This window comes from Frankia sp. CcMO1, from assembly GCF_977945845.1.
This window is the reverse complement of sequence record NZ_CDWTMG010000135.1, coordinates 1-12,780: the sequence shown is the minus strand read 5'-3', so window position 1 is coordinate 12,780 and position 12,780 is coordinate 1. Positions and strand designations below refer to the sequence as shown.

Annotated in this window: 12 protein-coding genes and 1 pseudogene; 6 read left to right on the top strand and 7 right to left on the bottom strand. The window is 71.2% G+C overall.

Features of this window, described 5'->3' with window-relative positions; genetic code table 11:
- From AC08OU_RS15900 to AC08OU_RS15890, 3 genes and pseudogenes are all read right to left on the bottom strand, one after another.
- Positions 1-290, bottom strand: a pseudogene (locus tag AC08OU_RS15900) (hypothetical protein); the annotation flags it as partial.
- On the bottom strand, positions 287-952 hold the full coding sequence (locus tag AC08OU_RS15895) for a protein kinase domain-containing protein (RefSeq protein WP_476605220.1): 666 nt from the start codon (positions 950-952) through the stop codon (positions 287-289). The pseudogene AC08OU_RS15900 and the gene AC08OU_RS15895, both read right to left, overlap by 4 nt.
- A 455-nt stretch (positions 953-1,407) precedes the next feature.
- Positions 1,408-1,647: a hypothetical protein gene (locus tag AC08OU_RS15890; RefSeq protein ID WP_476600836.1), complete on the bottom strand. Its 240-nt coding sequence runs from the start codon at positions 1,645-1,647 to the stop codon at positions 1,408-1,410.
- Positions 1,648-2,204: 557 nt separating this feature from the next.
- On the opposite strand from AC08OU_RS15890, the gene AC08OU_RS15885 reads away from it, so the two are divergent.
- Positions 2,205-2,360: a hypothetical protein gene (locus tag AC08OU_RS15885; RefSeq protein ID WP_476605218.1), complete on the top strand. Its 156-nt coding sequence runs from the start codon at positions 2,205-2,207 to the stop codon at positions 2,358-2,360.
- A gap of 363 nt (positions 2,361-2,723) precedes the next feature.
- Positions 2,724-2,951 (top strand): hypothetical protein, encoded by a 228-nt coding sequence (locus AC08OU_RS15880; protein WP_476605217.1) that lies wholly within the window; start codon positions 2,724-2,726, stop codon positions 2,949-2,951.
- 364 nt (positions 2,952-3,315) lie between these two features.
- Here the strand turns inward: AC08OU_RS15880 and AC08OU_RS15875 are convergent, their stop codons facing one another.
- Both AC08OU_RS15875 and AC08OU_RS15870 read right to left on the bottom strand, forming a co-directional pair.
- A complete protein-coding gene (locus tag AC08OU_RS15875) occupies positions 3,316-4,686 on the bottom strand; it encodes a vWA domain-containing protein (protein ID WP_476600822.1) in 1,371 nt (456 codons plus the stop codon).
- Positions 4,683-6,479: a PP2C family protein-serine/threonine phosphatase gene (locus AC08OU_RS15870; RefSeq protein ID WP_476600824.1), complete on the bottom strand. Its 1,797-nt coding sequence runs from the start codon at positions 6,477-6,479 to the stop codon at positions 4,683-4,685. Before AC08OU_RS15870 ends, AC08OU_RS15875 begins: the two co-directional genes overlap by 4 nt.
- A 344-nt stretch (positions 6,480-6,823) precedes the next feature.
- Here AC08OU_RS15870 and AC08OU_RS15865 point away from each other — a divergent pair, with 344 nt between their 5' ends.
- Positions 6,824-7,411 carry a hypothetical protein gene (locus tag AC08OU_RS15865; RefSeq protein ID WP_476600826.1) on the top strand — a complete coding sequence of 196 codons (588 nt, stop codon included), beginning with the start codon at positions 6,824-6,826 and terminating at the stop codon, positions 7,409-7,411.
- Between the two features lie 98 nt (positions 7,412-7,509).
- On the top strand, positions 7,510-8,217 hold the full coding sequence (locus tag AC08OU_RS15860; RefSeq protein ID WP_476600828.1) for a hypothetical protein: 708 nt from the start codon (positions 7,510-7,512) through the stop codon (positions 8,215-8,217).
- Between the two features lie 9 nt (positions 8,218-8,226).
- On the opposite strand, the gene AC08OU_RS15855 is transcribed toward AC08OU_RS15860, so the two are convergent.
- Positions 8,227-9,525, bottom strand: a complete 1,299-nt coding sequence (locus AC08OU_RS15855; RefSeq protein ID WP_476600830.1) for a glycosyltransferase family 9 protein — start codon at positions 9,523-9,525, stop codon at positions 8,227-8,229.
- A 559-nt stretch (positions 9,526-10,084) separates the two neighbouring features.
- On the opposite strand from AC08OU_RS15855, the gene AC08OU_RS15850 reads away from it, so the two are divergent.
- Positions 10,085-10,753, top strand: a complete 669-nt coding sequence (locus AC08OU_RS15850) for an alpha/beta fold hydrolase (protein ID WP_476600832.1) — start codon at positions 10,085-10,087, stop codon at positions 10,751-10,753.
- A 196-nt stretch (positions 10,754-10,949) separates the two neighbouring features.
- On the opposite strand, the gene AC08OU_RS15845 is transcribed toward AC08OU_RS15850, so the two are convergent.
- Positions 10,950-11,348, bottom strand: coding sequence for a restriction endonuclease subunit S (locus tag AC08OU_RS15845; protein WP_476605219.1), 399 nt, complete (start codon positions 11,346-11,348; stop codon positions 10,950-10,952).
- A 417-nt stretch (positions 11,349-11,765) separates the two neighbouring features.
- On the opposite strand from AC08OU_RS15845, the gene AC08OU_RS15840 reads away from it, so the two are divergent.
- Positions 11,766-12,269, top strand: coding sequence for a hypothetical protein (locus AC08OU_RS15840; RefSeq protein WP_462185881.1), 504 nt, complete (start codon positions 11,766-11,768; stop codon positions 12,267-12,269).
- The last annotated feature ends 511 nt before the right edge of the window (positions 12,270-12,780 follow it).

Here is a 12,780-nt window from a genome sequence, read left to right as displayed (position 1 = left end):
GGCGTGGACCGCGCGCCTCCGGTCCGCGCCGGCCGGTGTCCCCGCTGCGCCGACGCGGCGCCGTCGGCGGGTCCGGCGGGTCCGGCGGGGAGCGGCTCGGGGTCCGCGAAGTCGTCGAAGTCGTCGAAGTCGTCCGCGGCGGCGGGACCCGCGGTGCCGGCCGGGTACCCGCCACCACCCGAAGACGCCGCGCCGGGCGATCCCGTCCGACCGCCCTGGAAGGCCCCGCCGTTCGAGCCCGCTCCGCCGTCGGGCTGGCTCCCCCACGGACTCCGGTTCCACCAGCTCACGGTTGCGGCTCCTCATCCGACAGGACCTCGCGGGCGACCAGCGCGGTGCGCACCGCGGCGATCTCCGCACGTAGCACGGTGGCGGTGCCGAGCCGGAAGCGCGGATCGGCGGGCAGGCAGTCGGTGATCAGGCGGATCAGCATGGGGTGCACGCGACGGGCCGCGAGCTCACCCCGCAACTGCCGCAGCTTCTCGTCCCGCGCCTCGGCGTCCGCCTGGGAACCGGCGGCGTCCGCGGCCGACCTGGCCTCGGTCGCCCCGCCGAGCCAGTCGTCCGGGCGGTCACCGGTCAGCGCGAACAGCAGGGTGGCCGCCAGGCAGTGCAGGTCGTACTGCGGACTGAGCGGCTCGGCTCCCGGCGGGGCATAGCCCGGGGTCGCGGTGGTGGGCATGACCTTGGCCGACGGCTCGACGATCGCCGCCGTCGACAAGTCGACGAGCGAGTACCGAGGTGGGTCACCGGCGGCGAGGATGTTCTCCGGCTTGATGTCGCCGTGGACCCAGTACCCCCTGATCCGTTCCTCATGCTGGTAGAGCCGCTGCGGTCGGATCGTGTGCATCGCCTCCAGCGTGGCGCTGATCTGGTCGGCCAGTTCGACGACCTGGCGGGCGCTGAGCGGGCCGGACTCGGTGACCCGGGAGCCGAGCGTGGTGGGCACCATCTGTCCGATGTCACCGATGAACTGCATGACGATGAACGCCTCACGGTTGTACCGCTCGGCCTCCCGCTCGTTGCCCCCGGTCACGAGCGCGTTATGGTCGTGCCGGGTCGGCGATGGCCCGTAGACGACGTCCACCAGGGCCGGCACCCCATGGGTGATCTCGCCGAGCGCCGCCTGAACGGCGACCGCGTCCTCGACGTCGATCGAGCGATTCTCGTACTGGGTCCTGGCGTACTCGGGGTTGATGTCGTGGTCGCGGCCGCCCCACCATGCGCCCTTGACGACGACCAGGGCGTTGCTCCACTCGTCCCGGGCGAGCTCGACGTAACCCTGGCCGCCCTCGGCGAGATGACGCACGCAGCGGTACCGGCCACGGCCCCAGGTGCGCGGCACCGACGCGAAGGACGCCCCGTAACGCAACCGTTCGACGATCTCCAGATCGGAGGCGACCGTACTCACCGGCCACCTCCGAGTACCCCACCGCCGCCGGGTCCGCCGCTCCCGAGCACCCCGCCGGCCGGCCAGGGTGCCGTCACACGCACTTCCAGGCCCACGACGTCGCGGACCAGCGAGACCGGCTCCTCGCCGTCCCACCTCTCGGCGACACCCGGCGTCAGCCGCCGGGAACCCAGCCAGGAGCCGTTCGTCGACAGATCGGTGAGCGTCACCGTCCCGTCGCGCTCGTTGCCGACCATCAGATGGCGCCGCGAGACCCGGCCGGCGGCGTCGACCTGAAGCCGGTCGCAGACGTCGACGACGATCAGGTCGTCCGCCGTCCGCTGCACGGCGTTCGGTTGCCGTCCCAGCACGATGCGTTCGCCGGGTCCCACGTTCGGGGTGTCGAACGACGAGCCGTCGCCGCGCCGGACGGTCAGCCGCCAGCCTGTTCCGCCCGGCCGCCCTGGTTGCCCCGGCCGCCCTGGTTGCCCCGGCTGCCTTGGCCGCCTCAGCTGCCTTGGCCGCCTCAGCTGCGACGACCGCGTTGACCCTGCCGACCCGCACGAGCGACCCGGCCAGGTGAAGCGGGACGTCGAAACACCACTCCCGGGGCAGGTCACGCACCAGCCGGTCGTCGCCCAGACTGGTGCCGTTGTGGGAGCGGTCGACCACCGTCGCCGTGCCGGAAGCCGTGAGGGTGATCTCCACGTGCCGGGTGCTGATGTAGTCGTAACTGCTACCGAGCCCGGCCGTGACGTCAACGAGCCGCTCCGAGCCGAGGTTGTCGTCGGGATGCCGCCCAAGGACGACCGTGGTGCCCACCTCCAACGTCACGAGACGATGGGTGCCGCCACCCTCGATCCGCAGCACGACCGGACCCGCCACCACCCTGGGACCCCACCCGGCGCCGGACGGCACGGGCAGGCCGACGATGGTCGGCGCCCCCGCGGTGCCCGAGGGCGGGATGTAGGCGGGAGCATCGAAGATCGTGGCGGCGTCCGCGAGCGCATCCCCGAACGCGTCCCCGAACGCGTCCGCCAGGGTCCTGCGGCCCCCCTCCCCGGGTTCGCCAGGGCCCGCCTGCCGGTCCGGGACATCCAGGTCCAGGGGCTCGGTCGCTCCCCGGGGAGCCGGCGCGTCCCGCGGCGCCGGGGGCATGGGAGGTGCCGGGGGCACGGGGGACGCCGGGGGCATCGGGGTCTCGGGCGCCGCCGCGCCCGAGGCGTCCCCGGCCGCCTGCCCGGTATCCGTCTCGATCTCCTGGACCGGGCGTCGGCACAGCGGACAGACCAGCCGGGCGTTCACGCAGTCGGGGGTCACGCAGCGATAGGCGTTGGCGCGGGCGGCGGTGACGACCTCCGGCCGCCCCCGCAGGCCCGACGCCTTCACCTCGCCCTGCCGTGCGGCCCGCTCCCAGGTGACGGTGTCGATCCGGTTCATCGCCCGGCGGACCAGTTTCACGTTCTCGCCCGCCGGGGCTGCGGGTAGCACCTTCCATCCGAAGAAGGTCGAGGCGTCGCCCTGGATCCACGCGTGGGCGTCGATGTTGCGTTTGCCGTAGAAGTTGTCCTTGCTGACGACCTTCCCCCCGACGGCCCTCGCCTCCTCGAGCAGGATGTCATCGGCCTCGGCCGCCCAGACCAGGGCGCCGTCACGGTAGTACCGCTGCAGTGGGGCGAGGTCGTCGAGCAGGCCGCGCAGGCTGTTGTCGGCCACATAGCGAAAGGTCGCGTCGGCGCCGAAGGCACGGCGGGCGGCGGCCTCCACGGCGAACAGCCGCGCGGTCACGCCGCACCGGCGCGGGCAGCGGGCGCCGTGCGCGCAGCCGAGACCGATCTGCGCGAAGCTGCCCGGCGAACCGTCCCGGGTGATGTTACTGACGTCGAACAGCACCGTCGTCGAGGACATGGGACTCCTACCGGTTGTCAGCTGTTGCCGAGAACGTCGTCGAGACGCCGACGGGACACCGCCCCGCCGTGTGGCCGGCCGGGCACCGGGCCCGCCTCGACGAGATCACGGGTCCGGGTCCTGGTGCGGGTCGCCCGGACCCGGGCTCCCGACACCGCATCGGCCGGCGCGACACCCTGGCCGAGGGCCCGTAGCGTCGCGTTGTAGTGGTCGGCCAGATCGTCGAATCCACGGTCCGCCGCCCACAGCGCCGCGTTCCGGAACAACTCGGTGACGCTTTCCCGGGAATGGGCGAAGCTGGCCCGCTTCGCGATCTCCTCGTCGAACTCCGCGATGCTCTCCTCGTGTTCGAGGGAGGATTCCGCGTCCGGGAAGACATCCGCCTCGACGGTGACCCGGAAGCGCTGCGCGGCCTGCGGGTCGGCCCGGCTGTCCACGGCCAGCCGCCGTCCACCGGCGACCACCCCGCCGCGGGCCTGAAGAATCGTGTGCGCGCCGAGCGGTGTGTCCGGAGCGCGCAGCCGGAGCAGGAAGACCGGACGGTCCTCGCCGGTACTCACGGCGGGCAGCGGCAGCCGCAGCTCGGTGCCGCGCGAGGTCGGTGGCGGCACCTTCATGAGGTGACGCTGCGGTTTGATCCGCCGCAGCGCCTCCACCGTCCAGCCGGGTCGGATCAGGACCCGCAGCTCACCGCGCCCCGCGGCCGCGCCGACCACCGGTTCGATCAGCGACGAGACGATCGCGTCGATCCGGTCGACGTCCTCGGCCGCCGCCCAGACGTGCTGCGTCTGGCCGCACACCCCGACCATCTCGGCAAGCGCCTCGTCCCGGGCGTCGACGCCGATGCCCAGCACGTCCGTCCCGATGCCCTGGTCGCCGAGCCCGGCGACGATGTGGGCAAGCTGCTCGGGCTGCCAGCGGCCGATGTTGGCCTCGCCGTCGGTGATGAGCAAGACCCGGTAGACGTCCGCGTCCGGCGCCTGCGCGAGCAGCTCCCGCCCGGCGACGGTGAGCGCGTCGCCGATGTTGGTGTAGGAGTCCGCGTCGCTGTTCGTGGGGCCGTCGACGGCCGGCAGGCGGTCGGGCCGGCGTCCGGCGCTGATCACTCGCGCCTCACGGGCGAAGCGCACCAGCACGAGCGGACAGCCGTCGGGCAGCAGGCCGTGCACGCGTTCCAGGACCCGCTGCGCGAGCTCCCACTTGCTGACCGCATCCGGCGCCGCTGGATGCAGCATCGACAGGGATGCGTCGACCGCGACAGCGACTGCCACCTCCCGCCGGCCCCGCGGCGGATCGGCCACGCTGATCGTCAGCCGGAGCACCCCACCCGGCTTCGTGACACCCCGGTCCATCCGGCCCTCGACGCCGAGCCGGTCCCTGTCGTTCATCGGTTTCCTTTCTCCCCGTGGATGTGCGGCTCCCCGTGAATGCGCGGCTCCCCGTGGATGCGCGTGCCGGCGCCGCGGGACTCGCCGACGCCGGTGAGCATCGCCCGCTGGCGCGGTCTGGTCCGGGTGGCGACCACCTTCTCCCGGGCGGAGCGGATCGCGATCATCGCGACGGTGGCGTTGTCGTGCCCACCGAGGTCCTCCGCCCGACGGCAGAGCAACGAGGCCAGTTCGGCGGGGGTGCGGGCGACCGAGGCGAGGTCCTCCAGCACGTCGCAGAACCTCCAGTCGGCCACGCCCGGAATGTCCTCGGCGGTGTCGACGCCCGCCTCGCACGCCCCGTCGGTGGCGAGGATCAGCAGGTCGCCGTCGGCGAGCTGCACCCTTCTGGTCGCCACCGCGGTCGCGCCGCGCTGCGCCGTCCGGACGCTCTCGGTCACGATGCCGCGCTCCTCGGGCGTGGGAGCCTGGCCGGCGACGATCGCCTCGGCAACCACGCTGTGCTCGCTGGACAGCCGGGTGGCCGCGAAGCCGTCGCCGCAGCGGCGCAGCAGGTAGGCACGGCAGTCCCCGACGGTCGCGATGTCGGCGCGACCGCGGGAGATCGAGGCGAGCACCGCCACCGCGGCGGCCCGGCGGCTCAGCGGCGCGGGCGGCGGCGGCAGCGCGACGTCCAGCAGCAGCCGCTCCGGTTCGGTCTCGCTGTCCTTCCACCGGCGGCGGAATGCCGCGAGCAGCGCCCGCGCCGCCCACCGTCCCGAACCGTCACCGGGACCGGTAATGCCGTCGAGCACCGCGCAGGCGGTGGTCGTGCCGTCCGACGGGTCCTCGACCTTCGCCCAGCCGACCGCGTCCTCGTTGTCGCCTTCCGGGTTGCCGCCCGCCTTGCGCCAGCCCGTCACGCTCTCGCACGCGACGACGGTCGTCAGCCGCTCGTTGCGCGCGGGGAAGACGAAGGGTGCGATCCTCGACGCCAGCGCACCGGCTCCGGCCGCCCGGCGACCATGCTCGGGATGTAGGCAGGCCCGCAGCGCGGCGTCGGCGCCGGGCGGCCACTCGCCGGCGGCGAGCCCGGCCATCGCCAGCATCGAGGCGTCCCGGTTACTCCACTCGCCGGTCAGCGCCTTGAACAGCACTACGGCGAACAGGCGAAGGTCACGGGCGGGACCACACTCCCCCGCCGGAGTGACGAACCAGGGGTCGACGGGGTCGTGCCTGCCCGCGTCCAGCAGATCGCAGACGGCCAGGGTGAGGCTCTGCCCGGTCCACCTGAAGCTCCACGGCGCGAGAAGCCCCACGCCCTGCTGATGGAACGGTTCGAGGCTGCGGCCGATCTCGACGAAGGCGCGCAGCAGGGCGGCCGCGGAGACCGCGGGAGCATCGGCGGAATAGCTGTCGAGCAGATCAACCAGCGGCAGTCCCGGAAGTTCCGGCCAGCTCAGCTCGACCCGCGCAGGCATGATCAGTCCGGCGCTCGCCGTGGGCAAGGCGACGCGGGGTGGGGCATGGCGTGAGGAGACCGCGCCGGCCCCCTCGTCCACGTCGGCGTCGGCGTCGGCGTCCACGTCCGCGTCGTCGGCGGCTGCGGCGTCTTCCAGCTCGTCGCTGTCGTCCTGCCCGGCCGCCGGCTCGTCCGGGCCTCCGAGCTCGTTCGCCTCCTGCGCTCCGGGTGAACCGGTCACCGCCCCGGAAGGATCAATCCCGGCGACGTCACCATCGATGGCGCGCGAGCCGTCCAGGACGCCGCAGCCCGGGACATCGGAGGAGTCCCCGCCCACGACCACTGTGATCACTGCCGGAACCGGGTCGCCCGGCGAAACCACAGGTCCGTCCGGGCCGGTCAACGGTGCTTCCCGATCACATCTGCCGGGGCGTGGGATGCGGGCATCCCGACGCTACCGTCCGAATCATCCAGACGATCAGCGTCCATGGTCGTGGCAACGGCGACGTGCACGACGGTCCCCCCTTCCTCCCGCAAGATCGCGAAGGATCTGCAGTATGCCTGTCCGCGCGATATGACGGTACCGCTCGGCCTCGTCAGGTAAAGGACAGCCATAACCGACATCTATCGGTCTGGTCGTCATCGGCGGCTTCTGCGACGGTCGATGGCAACGGCCTACTACCTTCCGGAGGCACCGTGCCCGAGTTCAACTCCCGCCGCGCTCAGCGCCAGGTCCCGGCCAGGCGGAGCAACCCACTGCAGCAACTTGCCCGTGACCGGGCCCGGCAGGCCCGCCGACGCACTCGGCGCGATCAGCCGCTGCCGGACTACCTCGCCCGCTACGCGTCCGGACCGGACGGACATCCCCGATCGGTATCGACTACGACGAGCAAGCCGCGACCGAGCGGGAATTCCCTCAAGCACCTGCGGCCGGTTCCGTGGACGTCGCTGGGGCCCGCGATGGTCCTCGATGCCCGCGTCGACTTCTCGGACTGTGCCGGCTACAAGCGGCGCCCGGTGGTCGCGGTGCGGGTGGAGAACGGCGTCATCCTGGCCTTCCCGATTACCACTCAGGTACGTCGGCTCAGCTGGGTTTGCGGACGCCTGCTCGCCTTCCCGCGGGAGGCCGGTCTGCGCGAAGCCCAATCCGCGATCCTGTGGCGCCCGGTGGCGATCGAACGCTCCGACGTGATCCGGGTTCTCGGTCGTCTCATCGGCTCCGACCTCGAAGAGTTTCAGATTCACGCGCGGGCGGTGCGCGGGGCCGACGGCAGCAACGCCTGACCCACACCGGTATCCGGGCACGGACGAGATCGCCGGGGAAGCGGCGACCGGAGGGGCCGAAACCACCCTGCGGAAAGGTACCGTTACACTCGCTCGCCATGCGGCTGCGGTTCCTCGTCGACGATCGGGTCGAATTCGACCAGCGGCTGCGCCGTTCCGACCAGCTGTGCGTCGGCGCCGCCCCGGACGACGTCTGTGACGAGGCCGCGTCGCACCGGCATCTGTCCGCCGGCCCGCCGGACCGGAAACTCTCCCGCCGGGCCGCCCGCGTGTCCGCCGCGCCGGGCGGCGGCTGGAATGTGGAAATCGCGAACCTGAACCAGGCCGATGTCCGGAACTGGGGGCAGCCGACGTATCCCGTCGAGCAGGGCGGGCTGGTGTCGGTGACCGACCGGCCGACCGCGATCTGGCTGCGCGGTACTCTGCAGCGCAGCTACCTGCTGTTATGCGAGCCGGAGCCGACCGGCGTCCGCCGGATCGCCCGCGATCGTCGAGTGACGGAGAGCAACGAGGTCGATCGCCTCTCCGAGAAGGAGACCGAGGCGATCCGCGTGGTCTTCGAGCAGCATCTACGGTGGCCGCCCCTGCGTAACCCGGATCCACGTCCCAAGAAATCCGCCGCCGACCGGCTGGGGATCAAGCAGACCTCGCTCAACGACCGGTTGGCGGGCGCGCTGGAGAAGGCGAGGCGGGTCGGCTACCAGCCACCGGGCGGACAGGTCGCCCCGACCCGCGACGCCGACTGGGTGTACTGGCTCGTCGGCATCGGTGCGCTGGACTTCGAGATGCACGCGGGAATCGGCTGACCGTCCCGATCATCGAACGGCGGCTGGCCGATCGAGCGGAGCCGAGTCAGACGGACCCGGGGGTACCTTCCAGTCCCAGGCGAGCCAGTCCCGGGCGAGCAGGTTCCGGGCTTCGACGAGGACCTCGTCCACGGATACATCCGCGACGAACGACGGGTTGTGGGGGCATCGCCCGTGCGCCTGGCTCGCCCCACATTCCGGGCAGGTCGTCTGAAAAGACGTGGCGATGCGGTGGCGGGCCCGTTCCAGCGGCCCAGCATTGATCACATTGCCGCACCAGAAGACGCCGACGGTCAGAATACCGAGTGCACCGGCGAGGTGCCGCGGCCCCGAGTCGTTACCGATCATCAGGTCGGCGGTGGCGAGAATCCCCACCAGGCCGGGCAGGCAGAGGCGGCCGGCCAGGTTCACCACGGGCCCCGACACGCCCGCCGCGAGCCGTTCAGCGAGGGCTCGCTCGGCCGCTACACCGACGATCATGATGCGAGCGCCGTCCGCCGCGAGCGCGTTCGCGACTCCGGCGAACCGGTCGACGGGCCAGCGCCGACGCGGATCGCTCGCGCCGGGATGCAGAACGACCAGCGGGGCGGCCCCGGCCGTGACCTCGGCGCCGGCCATGGCCTCGGCGGCCGCCCGGCGATCGTCGGCCGTCACGGTCAATCCGGGGTTCAGGGTGACGGGGGAAGCCCCGACGAGTCCCACGATCTCCAGGTTGCGCAACGTCTCGTGTTGCAGATGCCGGAACGGAACGGACCGGTGCAGCGGCGGCGCTCCCACGTCCCGGCCACCGGCGGTGAACCGCGCGCCCAAGGCGTGCACCAGCGGGGTGGAATGGGCGCCCCCACCGTGCAGCTGCAGCGCCAGGTCGTAGCGGGCCACCCGGTGGCGCCGGACGAACGCGCGCACGGCGCCGTCGCGCACCTCGCCGTCGCGCACGCGATCCGTTCGCACCTCGTCGTCGGCTCGAGTGCCATCCGTCCGTAGGTCGTCGGTGGTGGCGGAGGTCGGGGCCGTACCGGTCGGCGAGGGTCCTTGCGTGCTGGTGGACACGCCGGGCCAGGGCGGGATGGCCGCCACCTCGTCCCAGGGTCCCGGGCGGCCCGCCAACAGCTCGACGTGCCAGGACAGACCGAGGTACACCAGATGCGCGTCCGGATAGGCCGCCCGCAGCGCCTCCAACGCCGGCAGCGCCAACACGAAGTCGCCGAGCCCGCTGGCCCGCAGCACCGCGATCCGGCGCACGCCCTCCAGCGGCTCCCGGACGAACGGCCCGAACCCGGCCCGTTGGCACCCGTCCTTCTCGGCCATGTCGTTCCCCCTCGCCCGCGTCCTACTCTCTACCCCTGCGCCCCTGCGCCCCTACGCCCCTACGCCGGCGTTCTTCCCGTCCGCGCTTTCTCCCGATCCGGATATTCCTCGTCGGACGCTTCGACCCCGCCCGGCGCTGTCGAGATTCTCCGGATGCGTCGCATGAGCCGAAGATTCGCCTGCCGCTCGGCGAGCCCCCGATCACCCGATCGGGGGCTGTCCGGCCCCGCGAGACGCGACCATGGAGATGTGGTGATCTCGGTGGAGCGGCGGGTAGCGGTGGCGACGGGTCCGGACTATCTGGAACTGCACGTCGAAGAGCTACGGCCGGAGGGTTTCCCACCCGACGATCCCCCCGCCGGAGCTTCCCCGGCCACCGGTTCCCCCGCCCCCGGACCACCTCCGGGCGGACGACCGTCCCCCGAACGAGGCACGGGCCCAGGATGAGACGCGGACCACGACGTCCGACGGCAGCCCGGGGACGGTCCGCGGCGGGCGTGACGATATCCCGGTCCTGCTGCTCCACGGGATCGCCGGCACCACGGCGGGCTGGGCCGCGGTGGCTCCGGAGCTCGCCGCGTCCCGCCGTGTGATCACCTACGACCAGCGAGGGCATGGCGCGAGTGGCTGGGCCACGACGGGCCGGGCGGGTTACAGCTTTGATCAGCTGGTGGCGGACCTCGCGACGGTGGTCGACGTGCTCGGGCTGCCCGCCGTCCACCTGATCGGCCACTCGATGGGCGGGGTGGTGGCGCTGCGCTACACGCTCGACCATCCGGGACGGGTGCGGTCCCTGGTTCTCGCTGACACCGCCGCCGCTCCCGCCACGGGCACGGGCGGGATCACGAAGCGGGTGGTGTCCGTCCTGCTGGCGGGGGCGGCGGCGATCGCAACGGCCGTCCACGCCGGCCGGCACCGCGCGGTGGCGGGGCTCGGCCGGATGGATCCGAACGCGATCGTCGCGCTCTGGCGGGACCTGAGCAGCTATCCGTCCCTCACGGAACGGTTGGGCGAGATCGGCGCCCCGACCACCGTCATCGTTGGTGAACGGGACTTCAGTCTTCGTGACGCCGCCGAGACGCTCGCCCGATCCGTGCCGGACGCCCATCTCGCGGTGATCGCCGGCGCCGACCACAATCCACACGCAAGCCGCCCGATCGCCTGGCTGACCGCCGTGGAGGATCATCTCACCCGCGCCGACCAGATATCCACCGATCTCATTCGCTGATGTCACCCAGCGTCCTATCCCCGAGGAGGCTGTCACCACCCCGTCCGGCCCAAACCTGCTGTACACCGCCCAGCACACCGTGATGAACCACCACATCCTGGTCAATGCGGAGATCGGCCCGCATCACCGCGCGGGCGACAGCGCGGACCACCTCGGTCGGCGGCTCACCCCGATTGATGCCGACCCGGTCATAACATCACTTGATGCACCACGTGCCCGCTCGCTGTCGCCGCTCTCCAGATGACGGCGGCCCATCCCGCAGGATCGCATCACTCACGAGCAGGGCAAGAAGAGAATCACGCACACCCGCACCGGCCCGACTGATGCGATCATGAACCGCGGACTGGCCATCCCAAACACTGAGAATTCCTGCGATTCTCTCCTGTATCGACCGTGGTGGTAGGAGGAGCGGCATCGCTCGCATGGTCCCGGCGGTCAGCGTGGGTACCGCCGACCCGCTGGCGTTACGGAGGGTCCAACCACGAACCGCGGGATGCCCGAGGTAATAGAGGAGATACCGGGATTCGATCGCCTGGTACGGGCGGAGGCGAAGACATGCCGTCCCGAATAGCCAGCCGCGATGATCATCGGTGATCAGCGCCTGGCATCCGAAAGGATCATGTCATGAAAAATCAACCGCGTCACCAAGATTATCACCGCCCGACGACGACCGGGGCGGTGGGTACCACGTGGTGAACCGGGCTGGGCTGGGCCGGCGCCGCGGACGTCGGCCCGGCCACCGGCCGCGCCGGCATGGGATGATCTCGCCGTCCACCCGGCTGGAAACGGTGAGGGGAGCAGATTGACGGCGGTATTCCTGAATATCGCGATCGGGCTCGCGACCAGCGTCCTCAGCGGTGGATCGGTCTGGCTCTGGCAGCGGGCGAAGAACATTCGTGCCCTGCGTCGCGAGGCGGAGTTCTTCGGTCTGGAGGCCGGCGGCACATGCCTCGTTATCATGAACAACACGTGGGACGCACCCGGAAGTGTCAGCCGTCACGACGTCCATGCGATGATCGAGGTCGCCACGCTCGCCGGCGAGCTCGGCTGCCCGATCTCCGTGCACTCATGCGACGAGTTCTACGACATCAACGGCGACCGCACGGAGTTCTGCCTCGGCGGCCCCGAGTCGAACCCTCGCACCGGCGGCCACCTGGCCACGCACCTGCCGGGCGTCGCCGTCCGTCCCATCGCACCGGGCCAACCCGATTCCGGGGCCTTCGTTGTCGGCGAGCGGAGGTTCCTTCTGGAGAAAGGCCGCCGAGAATACGCGCTCGTCGCCAGGTTCACGCCTCCCGGTTCAACCAGGCCGGTCATCCTCATCTGCGGCCAGACCGCGGTCACCAACCGGGCTGCGGTATACGGGCTCAAGCAGAAATACCGTGACCTGGCGAGAACCATCGCCTCCGTCGATCGATTCTGCATCATTTTCAAAATAGAATTGAGCAGTACCTACGGCTATCAGGCGGTGAGGCTGGATAGCGACGTGACCGTTGCCGCATTCACCGATCGCTGATGCGATCAAGGCCGTCGCGGTCGCGCGGGTGCCGGCGAGACAGATGCCGGAAAGATCGGGGGACGTAGTCACGCTCCGCGGGCCGAAAAGCGTGCCAACGTCCCCCGAAGTCCAGGCGAGGATCATGGCCGGCTTGTCGAGGAACTGCTCGGCGAAAGCACCTGGCTACCTGCGCTCCTGATCGCGGCGGCGACGGTCCGCCCGCGGACTCGGTCGGGCCATGCCGGCCGACCGGTTGACTTCGAGTGCGCTCCCACCGCTATGGAGTCGAAATGAAATAACTTGCGCGTTTCGAACCCTCCACAGGCCTGTGACCTGCGATGATGCTCTCGATCGCGTATTTGTTACTTCATTACGTCCCCTATGGTCGGCGTGGGGCTGGCTTCCTCCCTCGTCCGCAGGTGGGGGATTCCGGGTCTTCGAAGTTAACCGGGGTGGGCGTGAGACCCCAGCCAGTTTGGTAACTGTGCGTAATGTTGGCTCGGCGTGGCCTGCTGTGACCTGATGTGGC